The sequence below is a fragment of the Streptomyces zaehneri genome (genome assembly GCF_032248645.1).
Classification (GTDB): domain Bacteria; phylum Actinomycetota; class Actinomycetes; order Streptomycetales; family Streptomycetaceae; genus Streptomyces; species Streptomyces coriariae.
Genome location: NZ_JASTTJ010000007.1, coordinates 122,273 through 139,295, shown reverse-complemented (window position 1 = coordinate 139,295; position 17,023 = coordinate 122,273). Strand labels below are relative to the sequence as shown.

At 71.5% G+C, this 17,023-nt stretch carries 18 protein-coding genes; 7 read left to right on the top strand and 11 right to left on the bottom strand.

Annotation, left to right across the window (positions count from 1 at the left end; all coding sequences use genetic code 11):
- Nucleotides 1–37: 37 nt before the first annotated feature.
- The 5 genes from QQM72_RS14105 to QQM72_RS14085 form a co-directional block, all read right to left on the bottom strand.
- Nucleotides 38–829 (bottom strand): group II truncated hemoglobin, encoded by a 792-nt coding sequence (locus tag QQM72_RS14105; protein WP_314221208.1) that lies wholly within the window; start codon nucleotides 827–829, stop codon nucleotides 38–40.
- A 91-nt stretch (nucleotides 830–920) separates the two neighbouring features.
- Nucleotides 921–1,607 carry an ABC transporter ATP-binding protein gene (locus tag QQM72_RS14100; protein WP_314221207.1) on the bottom strand — a complete coding sequence of 229 codons (687 nt, stop codon included), beginning with the start codon at nucleotides 1,605–1,607 and terminating at the stop codon, nucleotides 921–923.
- 46 nt (nucleotides 1,608–1,653) lie between these two features.
- Nucleotides 1,654–3,132, bottom strand: a complete 1,479-nt coding sequence (locus QQM72_RS14095; protein WP_314221206.1) for an ABC transporter permease — start codon at nucleotides 3,130–3,132, stop codon at nucleotides 1,654–1,656.
- Nucleotides 3,133–3,287: 155 nt separating this feature from the next.
- Nucleotides 3,288–4,550 carry a L,D-transpeptidase gene (locus tag QQM72_RS14090; protein WP_314221205.1) on the bottom strand — a complete coding sequence of 421 codons (1,263 nt, stop codon included), beginning with the start codon at nucleotides 4,548–4,550 and terminating at the stop codon, nucleotides 3,288–3,290.
- Nucleotides 4,551–4,750: 200 nt separating this feature from the next.
- A complete protein-coding gene (locus QQM72_RS14085) occupies nucleotides 4,751–5,107 on the bottom strand; it encodes a hypothetical protein (RefSeq protein WP_314221204.1) in 357 nt (118 codons plus the stop codon).
- Nucleotides 5,108–5,216: 109 nt separating this feature from the next.
- On the opposite strand from QQM72_RS14085, the gene QQM72_RS14080 reads away from it, so the two are divergent.
- Both QQM72_RS14080 and QQM72_RS14075 read left to right on the top strand, forming a co-directional pair.
- Complete coding sequence (locus QQM72_RS14080) at nucleotides 5,217–5,624, top strand: LPXTG cell wall anchor domain-containing protein (RefSeq protein ID WP_314221203.1); 408 nt, start codon at nucleotides 5,217–5,219, stop codon at nucleotides 5,622–5,624.
- A gap of 42 nt (nucleotides 5,625–5,666) precedes the next feature.
- Nucleotides 5,667–6,455: a hypothetical protein gene (locus QQM72_RS14075; RefSeq protein WP_314221202.1), complete on the top strand. Its 789-nt coding sequence runs from the start codon at nucleotides 5,667–5,669 to the stop codon at nucleotides 6,453–6,455.
- 74 nt (nucleotides 6,456–6,529) lie between these two features.
- Here the strand turns inward: QQM72_RS14075 and hutH are convergent, their stop codons facing one another.
- From hutH to QQM72_RS14060, 3 genes are all read right to left on the bottom strand, one after another.
- Nucleotides 6,530–8,068 (bottom strand): histidine ammonia-lyase, encoded by a 1,539-nt coding sequence (hutH, locus tag QQM72_RS14070; protein WP_314221399.1) that lies wholly within the window; start codon nucleotides 8,066–8,068, stop codon nucleotides 6,530–6,532.
- A gap of 84 nt (nucleotides 8,069–8,152) precedes the next feature.
- Entirely contained in the window at nucleotides 8,153–9,295 is a 1,143-nt protein-coding gene (locus QQM72_RS14065) for a GGDEF domain-containing protein (RefSeq protein WP_314221201.1), read from the bottom strand.
- 102 nt (nucleotides 9,296–9,397) lie between these two features.
- Nucleotides 9,398–10,201: an enoyl-CoA hydratase/isomerase family protein gene (locus tag QQM72_RS14060; RefSeq protein ID WP_314221200.1), complete on the bottom strand. Its 804-nt coding sequence runs from the start codon at nucleotides 10,199–10,201 to the stop codon at nucleotides 9,398–9,400.
- 246 nt (nucleotides 10,202–10,447) lie between these two features.
- Between QQM72_RS14060 and QQM72_RS14055 the strand changes: the two genes are divergently transcribed.
- Nucleotides 10,448–11,128 (top strand): hypothetical protein, encoded by a 681-nt coding sequence (locus QQM72_RS14055; protein WP_314221199.1) that lies wholly within the window; start codon nucleotides 10,448–10,450, stop codon nucleotides 11,126–11,128.
- Here the strand turns inward: QQM72_RS14055 and QQM72_RS14050 are convergent.
- A complete protein-coding gene (locus tag QQM72_RS14050) occupies nucleotides 11,125–12,273 on the bottom strand; it encodes an adenylate/guanylate cyclase domain-containing protein (protein WP_314221198.1) in 1,149 nt (382 codons plus the stop codon). The two genes, QQM72_RS14055 and QQM72_RS14050, sit on opposite strands and share 4 nt — an antisense overlap.
- 114 nt (nucleotides 12,274–12,387) lie before the next feature.
- Entirely contained in the window at nucleotides 12,388–13,263 is an 876-nt protein-coding gene (locus tag QQM72_RS14045; protein WP_314221196.1) for a biotin--[acetyl-CoA-carboxylase] ligase, read from the bottom strand.
- Nucleotides 13,264–13,373: 110 nt separating this feature from the next.
- Between QQM72_RS14045 and QQM72_RS14040 the strand changes: the two genes are divergently transcribed.
- From QQM72_RS14040 to QQM72_RS14025, 4 genes are all read left to right on the top strand, one after another.
- Nucleotides 13,374–14,987 carry an acyl-CoA carboxylase subunit beta gene (locus QQM72_RS14040; protein WP_314221195.1) on the top strand — a complete coding sequence of 538 codons (1,614 nt, stop codon included), beginning with the start codon at nucleotides 13,374–13,376 and terminating at the stop codon, nucleotides 14,985–14,987.
- Between the two features lie 9 nt (nucleotides 14,988–14,996).
- Nucleotides 14,997–15,206, top strand: coding sequence for an acyl-CoA carboxylase epsilon subunit (locus QQM72_RS14035; protein WP_314221194.1), 210 nt, complete (start codon nucleotides 14,997–14,999; stop codon nucleotides 15,204–15,206).
- A 234-nt stretch (nucleotides 15,207–15,440) separates the two neighbouring features.
- Nucleotides 15,441–15,569: a morphogenic membrane protein MmpB gene (mmpB, locus tag QQM72_RS14030; protein WP_020128130.1), complete on the top strand. Its 129-nt coding sequence runs from the start codon at nucleotides 15,441–15,443 to the stop codon at nucleotides 15,567–15,569.
- A 27-nt stretch (nucleotides 15,570–15,596) separates the two neighbouring features.
- A complete protein-coding gene (locus tag QQM72_RS14025) occupies nucleotides 15,597–16,202 on the top strand; it encodes a Maf family protein (RefSeq protein ID WP_054242526.1) in 606 nt (201 codons plus the stop codon).
- Here the strand turns inward: QQM72_RS14025 and QQM72_RS14020 are convergent.
- Complete coding sequence (locus tag QQM72_RS14020; RefSeq protein WP_314221193.1) at nucleotides 16,171–16,665, bottom strand: hypothetical protein; 495 nt, start codon at nucleotides 16,663–16,665, stop codon at nucleotides 16,171–16,173. The genes QQM72_RS14025 and QQM72_RS14020 overlap by 32 nt on opposite strands.
- Nucleotides 16,666–17,023 lie beyond the last annotated feature (358 nt).

Below are 17,023 nucleotides of genomic sequence, written 5' to 3'. Positions count from 1 at the left end.
CGCCCCTCCTCCGGCCGCCCCTCCCCCTCGGGGGGCGTCAGCCCTGGTACGGCGGAGCCGCGCCCCATCCCCACCGCGGCACCGGCTGCTCGGCCGGCGGCTTGGCGTCCGGGCCGGAGAAGTGGACGGCGAGCCGGGTGCCCCACTCCACGTAGGCGAGGAACGCCGAACGGAACTCGGCGTCGGTCGGCAGACCCGCCTCGTCGGCCGCGTCCTGGATGAGGTTGACCCAGCGGCGGCGCTGGGGCTCGGTGATGTCCCGCCCGAAGTGCTTGGCCACCATGTGGCTGTGGCCGCCCTGGGTCGCCGAGTAGCTCCGCGGCCCGCCGAAGACCTCCGCGAGCCAGAGGGCGACGTGCTCGGCGTGCTCGGGGGCGAGGCCCGCGAAGACCGGCGCGAGCAGGTCGTCCTGGAGGACCTTGCCGTAGAAGGCCTCGGTGAGCCGGGCGAAGGCCTCCGCGCCGCCGGCCCAGTCGTACAGCGTGGGCACGGCGGAGCCCGTCCCGCGCACCGAGGTGGCCTTGTAGTGCCGCATCTCGTCGATGTGCCCGACGTACGGGCGGATCTCCGCGAGGAAGACGGGGAACAGGTCCGAGGTGCGGAAGCCCTCGAGGTGGTCTTCGGTCGACGTCCAGGTGATCCGCAGGATGTAGTGGCCGAAGTCCTCCTGGCAGCGGGCGAGTTCGTAGTCGACGCAGTGCGGGGAGGCCGCGAGCTCACGCGCGGCTCGGGTGTACGCGGCCAGGAACTCAGCGGACCGCTCCTCGGGGATGCGGTACCGGATGTACTCGACCGTGGTGCGGGGTGTGCTTGTCTCGGGTGCCGTCATGGGGCCCACGCAAGCACGAACGGCCCGCCGGAGGCTCGTCTTCCGGCGGGCGTTCGCTCAGCGCTCAGCGAACCGGTGTTCTGCGCCTCCGTCAGGCTGACGCCGCGTTCTCCTTCACCGTGATCTTGCCCTTGCGGATCGTCGCGACGCGCGGGGCCTTCTTCGCGATCGAGGAGTCGTGGGTGACCATGATGAAGGTCAGCCCGTGCTCCTTCCACATGGTGTGCAGCACGTCCATGATCTCGTCGCGCATGCTCTCGTCGAGGTTGCCGGTGGGCTCGTCGGCGAGCAGCACCTTCGGCTGCTTGACCAGCGCGCGGGCGATCGCGACGCGCTGCTGCTGGCCGCCGGACATCTCGGACGGCAGGTGTCCGAGGCGCTCTCCCAGGCCGACGGACCTCAGCGCCTCGGCGGCCCGTTCGCGCCGCTCCTTGACCTTCACGCCGAGCGGGACGAGCGCGGTCTCGACGTTCTCCTGCGCGTTGAGCGTCGGGATGAGGTTGAAGGACTGGAAGACGAAGCCGATGTTCTCGCTGCGCACCTTCGTCAGCCTGGCCTCGGAGAGCTTGGCCAGGTCGACGCCGTCGAGGATGATCTCGCCCTCGGACGGCCGGTCGAGCGCGCCGATCATCTGGAGCAGCGTGGACTTGCCGCCGCCGGTGGGGCCCTGGATGACGAGCCGGTCGCCGTCCGGGATGGTCAGGTCGACGCCGGCGAGGGCGTGGACCGTCTCCTTGCCCCGGCTGTAGCGCTTGGTGACGCCTCTGAGTTCGTACATGGGACAGCAACTCCTGGTGTGCGTTCGTTGGTTGGGGGCGGTTCGGCTACTCGACGCGGCGCAGCGCGTCGGCCGGGCGCAGCCGGGAGGCGCGCCAGCCGCCGAACGCTCCGGCGATCAGACCGCCGGCCACGGCGAGACCCACCGCGACGGCCACCGTCGTGACGCTCACCGGCGCCGTCAGCGCCACGTCGAGGGTCTTGGCCGCCGCCTGGCGACCGGGGCCGCCGAAGCCGCCGCCACCGCCGGGACCGCCCTGGCCCCCGCCGCCACCGCCGCCGCCCAACTGGGCCTGGAGGGTGGGGCTGATGGCGGTCACGACGTACGCGCCGCCCAGGCCCAGGGCGATGCCGAGCGCGCCGCCCAGCAGACCGTTGACCATGGCCTCGCCGACGACCTGCCGGGTGACCCGGCCGGACTTCCAGCCGAGCGCCTTCAGCGTGCCGAACTCACGGACGCGGCGGGAGACCGCCGAGGAGGTGAGCAGACCGGCGACCAGGAAGGCGGCGATCAGAACCGCGATGGACAGCCACTTGCCGACGTTGGTGGCGAGCGAGGAGGCCGTGGAGAGGGAGCCGGAGACGGTGTCCGCGAGGTCGGCGGAGGTCGTCACCGTGGTGCCCGAGACGTTCTTCTGGATCGTCGACTTGACGCTGTCGATCTTCTGGGAGTCGGTCGCCTTGACGTAGATCGTGGTGACCTTGTCCTTCGAGTCGCTGAGGGTCTGGGCCTGGGTCAGCGGAAGGTAGACGTTGGCGGCGGCGTCACCGCTGTCGGCCGTGGCGATGCCGATCACCGAGAACTTGACCTTGCTGATGGTCAGCGTGGAACCGACCTTGAGCGACTTCTCCTTGGCGTACGCCGAGTCGAGGACGGCGACCTTGCCGTTGTTCTCCGTGGCCTTGAAGGTGCGGCCGCTGGTGATGGTCGAGGAGGTCAGCGGGCCGAGCGTGGGCTCGGTGACGTCGGTGCCGTAGACGGAGTAGCTGTTGACGTCGAAGTTGGCTCCGCCGCCCTGCACTTCACCCTGCGGCTGGCCGTTGCCGCCGCCGTTGCCACCGGCGCCGCCGCCCTGCTGGCCGCCGTTGCCGTTGCCGTTCTGCTGGAACTGGCCGCGGGTGAACTGGCCGTCGACCTTGAGGACCTGGAGGCTCAGTCCGCCGACCGCGTCGGAGACACCGCCCTGCTTGCCGACCTTGGTGACGGTCGCGGTCGACAGGGTCTGGAAGCCCTGCACCATGACGCGGTCGGTGCTCTGCTGCGCGTCGGAGTCGTCGTCCTGCGCGTCGAACTGGAAGCGCGGCCGGTCCGAGGCGCTCGCGGTGGGCGAGGCGGCCTTGGTGACGGTCATGTCCGTACCCAGTCCGTACAGGGACTGGAGGACCTTGTCCTGGGCCTTCCCCATGCCGGAGGACACGGAGGTGACCACGATGACCAGCGCGATACCCAGCGCGAGCCCGGAGGCGACGACGAGGGCCGCTTTTCTACGGCGGCGCAGTTCGCGCCTCAGGTAGGTGAAGAACATGGCCGCACGGTAGGTACCGCGCGTGATGAAGGGATAAGGCCGAAATAAGAGAACGATGAGAAGGCTGTGATCAACCCCGGAAACACCGGTGCCGCCCCTGGGGGCGGCACCGGAAAGCTGTGGGTGGACTGTCGAACCGACCGTCAGGAACTGCCTCAGACGGCCGAACCCGCCTTCCACTGCGCCCAGTCCATGTTCCAGCCGTTGAGGCCGTTGTCCGGGGACACGGTCTTGTCGCCGGTGTTCTTGACCACCACGACGTCACCGACGATGGAGTTGGTGTAGAACCAGTAGCCCGCCGTGCCCGAGTCGTTGGCGCCCTTGGTGTCGGACAGACCCACGCAGCCGTGGCTGGTGTTCACCGAGCCGAAGATGGACTTCGCGCCCCAGTAGTTGCCGTGCACGAAGGTGCCGGAGTTGGTGAGGCGGATGGCGTGCGGCACGTCCTTGATGTCGTACTCGCCCTTGCCGTCGTCATCGGTGAAGCCCACGGTCGCGCCGTTCATGCGCGTCTCCTTGAACTTCTCCGACATCACCATCTGGCCCTCGTACGTCTTGTTGTCGGGCGAGCCGGCGGAGATCGGGATGGTCTTGATGACCGCGCCGTTGTGCGTGATCTTCATCTGCTTGGTCTTGGCGTCCACGTAGGACACCTGGTTGCGGCCGACCTTGAAGGTGACCGTCTTCTGCTGGACTCCGATGACACCGTCGGCGCCCTCCACCCCGTCGAGCGCGAGCTTCAGCGTGACGGTGGAGTTCTCCTTCCAGTAGTCCTCGGGCCGGCAGTCCATGCGCTGGGTGGAGAACCAGTGGCAGACGACTTCCTGACCGCTGGTGGAGGTGACCGTGACGCCCTTCTGCACGGCCGCCTTGTTGGTGATCTCCTTGTTGAAGTTGATCGACACCGGCATGCCCACGCCGACGGTCGAACCGTCCTCAGGCGTGAAGTTGCCTATGAAGCTGTTGCCCGGGGAGACCGTGGTGAAGGAGGCGTTCTCGTGCGCCACGAGGCCGCCCGAGTCCTTCGCCTCGGCCGCCACCTTGTAGGTGGTGGAGCGCTCGAGCTGCGCGTTCGGCTTCCAGCTGGTCTTGTCGGCGGAGAGCGCGCCCTCGACGGCCGTGCCGTCGGAGGTGGTCATCGTCACCGTGGTGAGCGTGCCCTTGCTCACCTTGACCGTCGCGGAGTTGTTGATGGAGGCGTTGTCCGAGCCGTCCGCGGGCGTGATCTTGATCTGGGCCTCGGAGGACTTCTTGGCCGCCGCCTCGTCGGCCTTGGCCTGCGAGGAGCTGCCTCCGCCGTCGGAGGCGTCACTGTCGCCGCCGGAACACGCAGAGAGCACCAGAACACCGCCGAGCAGTGCGGACGCGGTCATCAGACCTCGGCGCCGCCTACTGTCCGTCATCACACGCTTCTCCATCGTCGCCGATTGCCAGAACCCAGAGAGTCCCCGTCAAGAACATCAACGCTACGACCGGTACCTCCCGTTCCACATTCCCGAAGGTGTGGGGCACGCCACGTTCATGGCGCGGGTGATGCGGGTGTCGGTTCGTGCGCCTGGTGAGACGACGAAACCCCGGTCGGCGGTTGCCGTCCGGGGTGACGAGTTTCCCGGAAAGCTCAGCCGATGCGCGTCTCTTCGCCGTCCGCCTCGTCATCCTCGTCGACATCATCCTCGTCGAGGTCCCACTCCGGCGAATCCGGGTCGTAGTCGATCCGTTCGCTGGACCAGGAGGCCTGCTGGAGCTCCACCCCGGGTACCTCACCGACCAGGTCGAACGGGTCGACGAGATAGGCGAGGGCCTCCGCCGTGTCCTGCGTCACAGCCCCCTCGGCGTGCGCGCGTTCGGTGTCGGGGAGCTCCGCGTCGTCGGCGATACGCCGCAGCGCCGCCGTCGTCACGGCGTCCTCGTCGTGCACCTCGAGGAGAATATCCACCCTGATCCGCACAAAACGTGATGTCTCTTCAGTGCTCATGGCCGGAGCGTACGGCTCACAGCTCCCGCAACTTTCCCGCGACCCGCGACTTTCATTAGCATCGGACCACACGGCCAATTCGCCAGCGCCACAAGGGGATCGATATTCCGTGTCATCCGCTCGACGTCCGTTGCTGACCGCCACCGCCGCGGGGACCCTGCTGGGTGCCCTGTGGTTCGTTCCGTCCGCGAATGCGTCCCAGGACACCCCGGCCAGAACGGGCACGACGACGCAGATCACGACCCAGGCACGGGCCGCGTCGACGACCACGACCGACACCACCGCCGGCACCACAGCCGACGGCACGACCGCCGACGGCACGACCGGGACGACAGCCAGGACGGCAGCCGACACCGAGGCCGACACGGCGACCGGCACCACGGTCGACGACGGCACCCGGCTCGCCGACACCGGCAGCTTCGACACGACCCCCTACGTCGTCGGCGGAACCACGCTTCTCGCGCTCGGCGCGGGCTTCGTGGTGTATTCCGTCCGCCGGGAACGCCTGGGTTTTTGAATCAACTTGACTGTTCTTTGACAGGCTCTTCATAGTTCGCCCATGAAGAGATCACCGGGGGCACGGCTGTGCGCCACCGCCGCGATAGGCGCACTGTCGCTCTCCCTCCTCACCGCATGTTCGGACGACGGGTCGAAGGACTCCGCGGACTCCAAGGCCTCCGCCTCCTCGTCCGCCGGCTCCTCCTCGTCGGCTCCGGCCGCGAAGGCGCTCACCTCCGCCGAGCTGGAGAAGCTGCTGCTCGCGCAGGGCGAACTCAAGGGCTACAAGTCCGCGTCGGGCGACGACACCCTGCCGGCCTCCAAGAGCTCGGTGAAGACCGACAAGCCGGCCTGCGACCCGCTCGCCTGGGCCACGGCCGCTCTCGCCCCGGGCGACACGGACGCGAACGCCAGCAACACGGTCTCGGAGGACAAGGCGTCCGGTGCCACCGCGCAGCCGGAGGACATCGCGGACGCCTTCGACATCGACATGACGTTCGTGGGTCTGTCCTCGTACGAGGGCGACGGCGCCGAGAAGGCCATGAAGGCCGTCTCCGACGGCGTGACGGCCTGCGCCGGCGGGTACGGCCTGACGGCCGAGGGCGAGACCACCAAGGTCACCAAGGTGGTCGCGGAGAAGGGCGCCGCGAAGGGCGACGAGACGGTGGCCTTCGCCGCGGACGTCGACATGGACGGCGCGGGCACGGCCACCTTCCACACCCAGGTGGTGCGCAAGGGCAACACCGTCGCCTCGTTCTACACCGTGAACTTCGCCGCGATGTCGAAGGGCGGCGACATGGGCGCCGTCCCGGCGGCCGTGGTCGACGCGCAGGTCGCCAAGCTGAAGTAGCCCGCCGGCCCACGCACGCCGAAAGGGCCCCGCCGCGTCCGTGCGGCGGGGCCCTTTCGCGCTACCGGATCGCGTTACCGGAGCGGTCCGGTGACCGTCTCCACCGCGGCGACGATCCCGCCGGCGCGCACGAAGGCGTCCGCCGCCGCGAGGTCGGGCGCGAGGAACCGGTCCGGGCCGGGGCCCCGCACCCCCGCCTTGCGTGCCGCCTCGATGACGGCACGCGTCGCCGGCGCCGGGGTGAGCCCCTCGCGCAGCTCCACACCGCGGCCGGCGGCGTACAGCTCGACGGCGATCACGCGGGTGAGGTTGTCGACGGCGGTGCGCAGCTTGCGGGCCGCGGACCAGCCCATCGACACGTGGTCCTCCTGCATCGCGGAGGACGGGATGGAGTCGGCGGACGCCGGTACGGCCAGCCGCTTCAGCTCGCTGACCAGCGCGGCCTGCGTGTACTGGGCGATCATCAGCCCGGAGTCGACGCCGGCGTCGTCCGCGAGGAACGGCGGGAGGCCGTGGCTGCGGTTCTTGTCCAGCAGCCGGTCGGTGCGCCGCTCGGCGATGGAGGCGAGGTCGGCGACGGCGATGGCGAGGAAGTCCAGGACGTAGGCGACCGGCGCGCCGTGGAAGTTGCCGTTGGACTCGACCCGTCCGTCGGGGAGGACTACCGGGTTGTCGACGGCCGAGGCCAGCTCCCGCTCGGCGACGAGCCGGGCGTGCGCCATGGTGTCGCGGCCGGCGCCGGCGACCTGCGGGGCGCAGCGCACCGAGTAGGCGTCCTGGACCCGGGGCGCGTCGTCCTGGTGGTGGCCGGTGAGTTCCGAACCCGCCAGCACGGCCAGCATGTTGGCGGCCGAGGCGCCCTGCCCCGGGTGCGGGCGGATGGCGTGCAGTTCGGGGGCGAGCACCTTGTCGGTGCCGAGCAGCGCCTCCAGGCTGAGCGCGGCGGTGACGTCGGCGGACTTGTAGAGCATGTCGAGGTCGGCGAGGGCCATGACCAGCATGCCGAGCATGCCGTCGGTGCCGTTGAGGAGCGCCAGCCCCTCCTTCTCGCGCAGCTCGACGGGGGCGATGCCGTGCTCGGCGAGCAGCTCGCCGGCGGGCCGTACGGCGCCGTCCGGGCCCTCCGCGTCGCCCTCCCCCATGAGGGTGAGGGCGCAGTGCGAGAGCGGGGCCAGGTCGCCGGAGCAGCCGAGGGAGCCGTACTCGTGCACGACCGGGGTGATGCCGGCGTTGAGGATGTCGGCCATGGTCTGCGCGACCTCGGGCCGGACGCCGGTGTGCCCGGAGCAGACGGTCTTCAGCCGCAGGAACATCAGCGCCCGGACGACCTCGCGCTCGACCCGCGGGCCCATGCCGGCGGCGTGCGAGCGGACGATGTTGCGCTGGAGCTGGGCGCGCAGCTCCGGGCTGATGTGCCGGGTGGCGAGGGCGCCGAACCCGGTGGAGACGCCGTAGACGGGCTCGGGCTTGGCCGCCAGCGCGTCCACGATCTCGCGGGCCGCGGCGAGGGCCGCCACCGCCTCGCCGGAGAGCTCGATCCGGGCGCCGCCGCGCGCCACCGCGAGCACGTCGGACGCGGTCACGCCGGACGTCCCCACCACCACAGTGTGCATATCCATATTCAGGAGCGTACGCAGTGAAGACCAGGATGTCACCAGTGGGTACCGGGTTCACCCCTTACCGAATAGGTCACATCCTCAACGCCGCCCCCTGAACCGGCGCCGCTCGGCGGTCCGCTCGTGGGAGGGCTCGTCGGCCAGGCGTACGACGGGATCGTCGGGGCCCTCCCGCCCGGCGACCACCGGCCGGACGGCCCGCACGGCCTTGGCCCGGTACTGGGCGGCGTCGGCCAGCCGGAACAGCCGGCGGGCGGAGGTCACCGGCCCGATGGGGTCCTCGGTGGAGGCGACCCCGCAGGCCACCCCCTCCCCGAGCTCCAGCCCACCGGCCCGCCGGCAGAGGTCGTCGGCGACCTTGACGACCTCGTCGGCGAGCGGCCCGACGGCCAGCAGGCAGAACTCGTCGCCGCCGAGCCGGGCGGCCAGCGCGCCGGGCAGCATGGCCCCGCACAGCGACAGCACCGACCCGAACCGCTCGAGGAGCCGGTCCCCGACGGCGTGCCCGAGGGTGTCGTTGACCCGCTTCAGCCCGTTGAGGTCACACACCACGAGGCTGACGACGACCCCCTCCGCGCGATGCCGCTCGACCGCCTCCTCCAGCCGTACGTCGACGGCGCGCCGGTTGGCCAGACCGGTGAGGGCGTCGGTGAAGGCGAGCCGGCGGGCCTCCTCCAGCCGCTCGGTCTGGGCGAGCCCGGCGGCGACGACGGCGGCGAGGACGGTGGCGAAGTCGGCGTCGGCCCGGTCGAAGACAGGGGTGCCCACGGAACGGGCGACATACAGCTCGCCCCAGGCGCGGCCGTGCAGCACGACCGGCGCGACCACACAGGAGCCACGGCCCCGGCGACGCAGGGCGGCGACCCGCTGATGACAGTAGCCGGGGCGCCCGGCGGCGGGGCCCTGGGCCGTCTCCACCCAGGCGTCGGGCTCCCCGCCCCCCACCCAGCGCTCGTGCAGGAACTCGGTGATCTCGGGGAACTGGTGCACCGGATAGGCCTCCCCGTCCGGGAACTCGTCCTCGTCGGCGGCCAGGTCCCCCACGTTCACCAGGACGCGGAGCCGCCCGAGGTCCCGCTCCCACACCGAGAGCGCGGCGAAGCCTCCGGAGAGCGCCCGGCAGGCTCCGAGCGCGGCCGCGCGCCACGACTCACGGGGGGTGTGCGCGGCCGCCATACCCTGCGCGAGCGCCACCACGGCCACCAGGCGTCTGTCCTCACCCATCTCCCCAGGCTAGGGACATTCAGTCCGAAAGGGGACACCGAAGCGCGACTGAGAGTGATGAGCGCACCTCCGGCCGCGTGTCGCCCGCCGTCCGCCGCCGGGTCACTCGCCCGGCCACCGCGGCTTGCGCTTCTCGTTGAAGGCCGCCACCCCTTCCGCCCGGTCCCCGGAGAAGGCCACCGACCGCCACGCCGCGTCCTCGACCTCGAGCCCGGCCCGCAGATCCAGCCCCTGCCCCAGGCGCAGCGCCCGCTTCGCCGCCCGCAGGCCCACCGGCGAGTTGCCGCCGATCCGCGCGGCCAGCGCCAGCGCCTCCTCCCGGTCCCGCCCTTCCTCCACCAGGACGTCCACCAGACCCAGGTCCCGCGCCTCGGCCGCCGCCACCCGGCGCGCCGTGAACACCAGCTCGGCCGCCCGGGCCGCCCCCACCCGGCGCGGCAGCAACTGGGTCCCGCCGCCGCCGGGGATCACGCCCACCGACACCTCGGGCAGCCCGACCACGGCCGTCCCGTCGGCCACGATCAGGTCGCACGCCAGCGCCAGTTCGAAACCGCCGCCCAGCGCGAAGCCGTGCACCGCCGCGACCGAGGGCACCGGCAGCTCCAGCACCCCGGTGTACGCGGCACGGGTGAGCGGCCGCTGCCGCAGAAGTTCGGCGTCGCTGAAGGAGTTGCGCTCCTTCAGGTCGGCGCCGACGCAGAACGCCCGCTCGTGCGTCGAGGTCAGCACCACCACCCGCACGTCCCGGTCCCCGCCCAGCGCCGCGCACGCCCCGGTGATCGACCGGGCCATGTCGGTGGAGACGGCGTTCATGGCCTTCGGCCGGTCGAGGACCAGCTCGGCGACGTGCCCGCCGTCCCCGTGCCGCCGCACCAGGACGAACTCCCCGAACCGCTCCTCGCTCATGCCACCGCTCCCGACACCGCTCACGACACCCTCCGGTTAACGCGGGTTAACAACGCTCGTCCGATCATCGCAGCCGGGACCGGGGGACGAAAGAGCGGACCGGCCCCCCTGAACCCCCGGCATCCCGGCCCCGGCTACCCGTTCGGGTGATATGTCTCCCGACTCCCCCCGCAACGCCCGGCGGAACGCATAACGTGCGTCCGCCCCGGCGCATCGGGGGCGCGACCGCACCGGGGAGAGAACGCGATGACGAGCACGCCGGTGAGCACGTGGACCGGGCCGTACGAGACGGCCGCGCAGGACGAGGCGACGTCCGGGGAGGGCGGCGGGCTGTGGGCCCCGCGCCCCCGGGGCCGGCACCGCCGTCCCCGCCCGCGCAAGGTGCTGTTCGCCGCCGGTGGCCTCGCGCTGGCCGCCGGAGTGCTGAGCCTCGTCCGGCTGACCCCCGACCCGGGCGGCGCCGGTGGTCTCGGCACCGCGGAGGCCGAACCCCGGCCCGAACCCGTCGCGGGCACCGGCACCGCCGCCGACCCCACCGCCGGCGCGGACACCGACACCGACCGCTCGGCCGACCCGTCCGCCCCCGTCGCACCCTCGCCGACCGCGCCCAGCGCGATGGGCGGCGCGAGCACCGCCCCGGCGCCCGAGGCAGGCCTGCTCCCGGGCGTCCCCGGCGCGCCGACGTCCGTCGCCCTCACCCCGGGCACCACCTACACCCCGGCCGCGCCCGCGCCCCGCACCCCGGCGCCCGACACGAGCGCCGCCCCGCGGCCCACCTCTCCCCCGAGGACACCGGCACCCGCCCCCACCACGGCCGCCCCCACGCCCCGGCCGGAGCGGCCCGACGAGCCACGTCAGCCGGGCGTCTGCGTTCCCGTCGTCGGCCTCTGTGTGGACCCGCTGGGCGCCGCCGTACCGAGGTCCTAACCGTCGGCGTCGTTGCGTCGCGTCAGCAGCCAGGGCTCGACCACGCCGAGACCGCGCACCGGCCGCTGCCACATCGGCTGGAGCGCGAAGCGGTACTTCGGCGGCTCCTCGCCCTCCTTCTCGGCGGCGGCCGCCTCCTCGGCGGCCTCCGCCTCCGAGGCCGGGGCGTCGCCGGTGCGGATCAGCTCCTCGGCGAAGGCGCTGTCGACGAGGACGGCGTCCCGGGGAGCTATCGACGTCAGCCGGGAGGCCAGGTTGACCGTCGTGCCGAAGACATCGCCCATCCGGGTGGTGACCGTGCCGAACGCCATGCCGACCCGCAGTTCGGGCATCGTCTCGTCGTTGCTCATCGTCTCGACGAGCAGCAGCGCGATGTCGGCGGCGATGCCCGCGTCGTCGGCCGCGTACAGCACCTCGTCGCCGAGCGTCTTGATCAGCCGTCCGCCGCGGGCGGCGACCAGGTCGGCGGCGGTCGTCTCGAAGGCCTCGACCAGTTCGCCGAGTTCCTCCTCCTCCATGCGCCGGGTCAGCCGCGTGAAGCCGACGAGGTCCGCGAAGGCGACGGCCAGCCGTCGGTCGACCATCTCCTCGTCGTCGGCGGCCTGGACGACCCGGCCCGCCGAGGCGGCGAGCTGCCGGCGCCAGACGTAGACGAGGAACTCCTCCAGCTCGGGCAGCAGCAACTCGACGATGGGGTACGTGACCTCGGTGCGGGTCATGCCCGGCTCGGGCGGCTCGGTCAGCCCCTCCAGGAAGGAGTCGATCTGCCATTCCGCCAGACGGGCGGTGGTCTGCCCGGTGGACCGCGCCACCTGCACGGCCATCGCCTCGCTCAGCAGCCCCGCCTCCACGAGACCGGCCAGGCGCCGCAGGGCGAGGACGTCGGCCTCGGTGAGCGCCCTGGCCTGCCCGATGTCGGCGAAGCCCATGGCCCGCCAGAAACGCGACGCCAGCTCCATGGAGACACCGGCGCTGCGGGCGGCCTGGAACGGGGTGTAGCGCCGCTCGGCGCCGAGGATGAGCTGTTCGAGGCGCAGGGCGAGAGGATGCGGGTCCTCTCCGGGGTCGCCCGGCTCACCCGGCTCGGCCGGCAGGTTTCCCCGGCCGTCCGCGCCCGCGCCGGAGCCCGTGTCGTCGACGGTCACGCCTGCTGCCCTTCCGATCTTCCGCGGTCAGGTATCGACCGGCCTCAACTCTACGGCAGGTGTGCGCCAGCTCACTCCGTCCGGTTCAGCGGGGTCACGTCACCCGGCGTTCGGTCACACCGGCCTCAGATGCACGATGTCTCCCGCGCCCACCGGCTCCTGTACCCCTTCCTTCGTGGCGATCACAAGCCGTCCGTCCCCGTCGACCGCGACCGCCTCGCCGACGATCGACCGGTCTCCCGGCAGTTCGGCCCGTACCGTTCGTCCCAGCGTCGCGCACCCGGCCGCGTACGTCTCCTGGAGACCGCTCGCCGCCGGGTCTCCGCCGGCCGCCCGCCAGCGCCCGTACCACTCCTCCAACGAGCGCAGGACGCCCCGCAGCAGCGGGTCCCGGTCCGTGTTCTGCGCGCCGGCCAGGGCCAGCGACCCCGCCAGCGGTACCGGGAGCTCGTCCGCGCGCAGGGTGACGTTGAGGCCGACACCGACGACCACCGTGTTCTGATCGGCCCGCCCGGCCCGCTCCGCGAGGATGCCGCCCGCCTTGCGTTCCTCTCCCCCGACGGTCACCAGCAGGTCGTTGGGCCACTTGAGTGCCGTGTCGACGCCCGCCGCCCGGGACAGTCCGGTCGCCACGGCGACCCCGGTGAGCAGGGGCAGCCAGCCCCAGCGGGCCACCGGCACCTCGCTCGGGGTGAGCAGCACGGAGAAGAACAGCCCGGAGCGCGGGGGCGCGGTCCACCGGCGGTCCAGCCGGCCGCGCCCCGAGGTCTGCTCCTCTGCGACGAGGACCGCGCCCTCACGCGCCCGGCCGGCAATCGCCGCGTCGACCAGGTCGGAGTTGGTGGATCCGGTGCTCTGCACCACCTCCACCTGCGACCACAGCCCGCCCTCCCGTACCAGAGCCCGGCGCAGTGCCGGGGCGTTGAGGGGCGGACGGTCCAGATCGGACCACCGGCTGCCGCCCTCGTCTGCTGCATCTCGCGGTGTCATGCAAGCCACCCTAGGTGTGTTGAATGCCGCACTGCCGATCCCCAGGGCCAGCACTACGCTACGGATGAGTAACCGTCCCCCCTTTTGAGCAGGCAGGGAGCCACATCCCGATGTCCGAGCCGGAAGAGCGCCACGAGATCCCAGGGATCGACATCCACACCACCGCGGGCAAGCTCGCGGATCTCCAGCGTCGCATCCAGGAAGCGACGCACGCCGGTTCGGAGCGTGCCGTCGAGAAGCAGCACGCGAAGGGCAAGCTGACGGCCCGTGAGCGGATCGAACTGCTCCTCGACGAGGGTTCCTTCGTCGAGTTGGACGAGTTCGCCCGGCACCGCTCCACCAACTTCGGCCTGGAGAACAACCGCCCGTACGGAGACGGCGTCGTCACCGGTTACGGCACGGTCGACGGCCGCCCGGTCGCCGTCTTCTCGCAGGACTTCACGGTCTTCGGCGGCGCCCTCGGCGAGGTCTACGGCCAGAAGATCGTCAAGGTCATGGACTTCGCGCTGAAGACCGGCTGCCCGGTCATCGGCATCAACGACTCCGGCGGCGCCCGCATCCAGGAGGGTGTCGCGTCCCTGGGCGCGTACGGCGAGATCTTCCGCCGCAACACGCACGCGTCCGGTGTGATCCCGCAGATCAGCCTGGTCGTCGGCCCGTGCGCGGGCGGCGCGGTGTACTCGCCCGCGATCACCGACTTCACGGTGATGGTGGACCAGACCTCGCACATGTTCATCACCGGTCCGGACGTCATCAAGACGGTCACCGGCGAGGACGTCGGCTTCGAGGAGCTGGGCGGCGCGCGCACCCACAACGCGGTGTCGGGCGTGGCGCACCACATGGCCGGCGACGAGAAGGACGCCATCGAGTACGTAAAGCAGCTGCTGTCGTACCTGCCGTCCAACAACCTCTCCGAGGCACCGGTGTTCCCGGAGGAGGCGGACCTGTCCGTCACCGACGAGGACCTGGAGCTGGACTCCATCGTCCCGGACAGCGCCAACCAGCCGTACGACATGCACGCGGTGATCGAACACGTGCTGGACGACGCCGAGTTCTTCGAGACGCAGGCGCTGTTCGCGCCGAACATCCTCACCGGCTACGGCCGGGTCGAGGGCCACCCGGTCGGCATCGTCGCCAACCAGCCGATGCAGTTCGCGGGCTGTCTGGACATCACGGCCTCGGAGAAGGCGGCCCGCTTCGTCCGTACCTGCGACGCCTTCAACATCCCGGTCATCACCTTCGTCGACGTGCCCGGCTTCCTGCCCGGCGTCGACCAGGAGCACGACGGCATCATCCGCCGCGGCGCCAAGCTGATCTACGCCTACGCCGAGGCCACCGTCCCGCTCATCACCGTCATCACCCGCAAGGCCTTCGGCGGCGCCTACGACGTCATGGGCTCCAAGCACCTGGGCGCGGACCTCAACCTGGCCTGGCCGACCGCCCAGATCGCCGTGATGGGCGCCCAGGGCGCGGTCAACATCCTGCACCGCCGCACGATCGCGCAGGCGGCGGCGAGCGGTGAGGATCTGGAGGCGGTTCGGGCCCGGCTGATCCAGGAGTACGAGGACGCCCTCCTCAACCCGTACGTCGCGGCCGAGCGCGGCTACGTCGACTCGGTGATCATGCCGTCCGAGACCCGCCGGCACATCGTGCGCGGCCTGCGTCAACTGCGCACCAAGCGGGAATCCCTCCCGCCGAAGAAGCACGGCAACATCCCCCTCTAAGGAGCCGCTGTGACGATCAAGGTCGTACGGGGCAACCCGACCCCCGAGGAGCTCGCCGCCGCCCTGGCGGTGGTCCGGGCCCGCGCCGCGGCGGCAGCGGCCGCACCGTCCGGCGCGCAGGCCCCGAGGGACGCGTGGTCCGACCCCGCCCGCATCGCGGGACAGCGCCTGCCACAGCCCGGCCAGGCGTCCTGGACCCGCACGTACTGGCCGAGCTGAGGGGCTTTCCAGGGGCTGAGAGGCCCGCGCCCGAGGGCCGGCGGCCCTCGGGCGGCCGGCCTGTTCTCACGGCGGCGCGGGGCCGTAGCGACATGCGCGGGCGCGACAGGCCCGCACCGGCCCGCACCGGCCCGCAGCCGACGAACACCCGAACATCGGGTGAACGGCTGCGGGCCCGCAACTTGAGTACGGGTACTCAGGCGCCGTCAATCCGCCATGCCGCACGCTGGTGGAATGCTGTGGTCCGACCCCGAGAACGAGCCCCCCGAGGAACTCCGCGAGATGCAGGAGAGCCTGCGGAGACTCGGCCTCTTCCTCGCACTGGCCATGGTGATAGCGATGATCGTGCTGGGGCTCAGGTAGAGCGCGCCACGCCGCTAGGCTGATCACATGCGCCGACTCGTCCTCGCCTCCCAGTCCCCCGCCCGGCTGAATCTGCTGCGCCAGGCCGGTCTCGCCCCCGAGGTGATCGTGAGCGGGGTCGACGAGGACGCCGTCACCGCCCCCACACCGGCCGACCTGGCGCTGGCGCTCGCCGAGGCGAAGGCCTCCGTCGTGGCCGCGAAGCCCGAGGTCAAGGGCGCCCTGGTGATCGGCTGCGACTCGGTGTTGGACCTGGACGGCGAGGCGCTGGGCAAGCCCGCGGACGCCGCCGAGGCCACCGCGCGCTGGAAGGCGATGCGCGGCCGGGCCGGGACGCTCCAGACCGGCCACTGCGTCTACGACACGCTCAGCGGCCGCTACACCTCCGCGACCGCCTCCACCGTCGTCCGCTTCGGCGAGCCGACCGACGAGGAGATCGCGGCGTACGTCGCCTCGGGCGAACCGCTCTACGTGGCCGGGGCGTTCACCCTCGACGGCCGCTCGGCCCCGTTCATCGAGGGCATCGACGGCGACCACGGCAACGTCATCGGCATCAGCCTGCCCCTCGTTCGCCGACTGCTGGCGCAACTGGGCGTCGGGATCACGGAGTTGTGGGCGCCGTCGGAGGCGTGACCGGCGCCGGCGCGACCGGCGGGGCGCCGCCGTCGCCCTTGCCGTCCGCCGGCCGCCGGGCCACGGGCCGCTCCTGGGCGTCGTACGTCATCAGGAGCAGCACGATCAGGGCGAGGACGACCACCATGAACAGGAACTGCGTCCAGCCCAGCAGACCCCACGCGAAGGCGCCCAGCAGGCCGTGCACGACCGCGGCGCTGATCAGCAGCACCCGGCCGACCCCGGCGGGCGCGCGGTCGCGCAGCGCCACCAGCAGGGCCACCACGGCGCACAGGCCGAAGTAGAGGCCGAAGAGGATCCCGCCGACCTTCGAGGACGTCGACATGACGTCCGGGTCCATTCCGGCCAGGGACATGTCCTGCCGGTCCACCACGACGCCCATGAACCAGTTCAACGCGGCGACGCCGAGCGCCTCCGCGAAGAGCACGACCGCCACGATCCACGCCACCGGTCTGCGCACCACCGGTCCCACCCACTTTCGACCCCGACCCGAGCAAGGGTGTTGTTACCTGAAGTACGTTCGGAACATCCTGAACGCTACTAACGGGTAAACCGCGGGACAAGGGTTCTGCGCGCGGCAAAGAATCGTTGGGCCATTCGTAGGGACTCGACAAAGAAACGGAGTGTGCCGCAGCACGTGCTCACAGAGACCTTGGCCACATCAGAGGGCTAGGGTTTGCCGGAGGAGTGCTGCGTACGGCGGTACTACAAGGGATTTCGCGGTCGAGTGAGCCTGGCATCACGCTCCGTGTGGGCAAGCTCACCTTTGGGGACGGGTCGATGAGGCGTGTCGGCAGTCCCTAAACTCGGCTTGTTTCAAG

What these genes read in the sequence shown, in the direction of transcription:
- QQM72_RS14090 (WP_314221205.1), bottom strand. Translation starts at nt 4,550, where the DNA reads ATGGAGAAGCGTGTGATGACGGACAGTAGGCGGCGCCGAGGTCTGATG.
- QQM72_RS14100 (WP_314221207.1), bottom strand. Translation starts at nt 1,607, where the DNA reads ATGTACGAACTCAGAGGCGTCACCAAGCGCTACAGCCGGGGCAAGGAG.
- QQM72_RS14095 (WP_314221206.1), bottom strand. Translation starts at nt 3,132, where the DNA reads ATGTTCTTCACCTACCTGAGGCGCGAACTGCGCCGCCGTAGAAAAGCG.
- QQM72_RS14055 (WP_314221199.1), top strand. Translation starts at nt 10,448, where the DNA reads ATGACGAGCACGCCGGTGAGCACGTGGACCGGGCCGTACGAGACGGCC.
- mmpB (WP_020128130.1), top strand. Translation starts at nt 15,441, where the DNA reads ATGCTGTGGTCCGACCCCGAGAACGAGCCCCCCGAGGAACTCCGCGAG.
- QQM72_RS14060 (WP_314221200.1), bottom strand. Translation starts at nt 10,201, where the DNA reads ATGAGCGAGGAGCGGTTCGGGGAGTTCGTCCTGGTGCGGCGGCACGGG.
- QQM72_RS14105 (WP_314221208.1), bottom strand. Translation starts at nt 829, where the DNA reads ATGACGGCACCCGAGACAAGCACACCCCGCACCACGGTCGAGTACATC.
- QQM72_RS14065 (WP_314221201.1), bottom strand. Translation starts at nt 9,295, where the DNA reads ATGGGTGAGGACAGACGCCTGGTGGCCGTGGTGGCGCTCGCGCAGGGT.
- QQM72_RS14040 (WP_314221195.1), top strand. Translation starts at nt 13,374, where the DNA reads ATGTCCGAGCCGGAAGAGCGCCACGAGATCCCAGGGATCGACATCCAC.
- hutH (WP_314221399.1), bottom strand. Translation starts at nt 8,068, where the DNA reads ATGCACACTGTGGTGGTGGGGACGTCCGGCGTGACCGCGTCCGACGTG.
- QQM72_RS14085 (WP_314221204.1), bottom strand. Translation starts at nt 5,107, where the DNA reads ATGAGCACTGAAGAGACATCACGTTTTGTGCGGATCAGGGTGGATATT.
- QQM72_RS14045 (WP_314221196.1), bottom strand. Translation starts at nt 13,263, where the DNA reads ATGACACCGCGAGATGCAGCAGACGAGGGCGGCAGCCGGTGGTCCGAT.
- QQM72_RS14025 (WP_054242526.1), top strand. Translation starts at nt 15,597, where the DNA reads ATGCGCCGACTCGTCCTCGCCTCCCAGTCCCCCGCCCGGCTGAATCTG.
- QQM72_RS14075 (WP_314221202.1), top strand. Translation starts at nt 5,667, where the DNA reads ATGAAGAGATCACCGGGGGCACGGCTGTGCGCCACCGCCGCGATAGGC.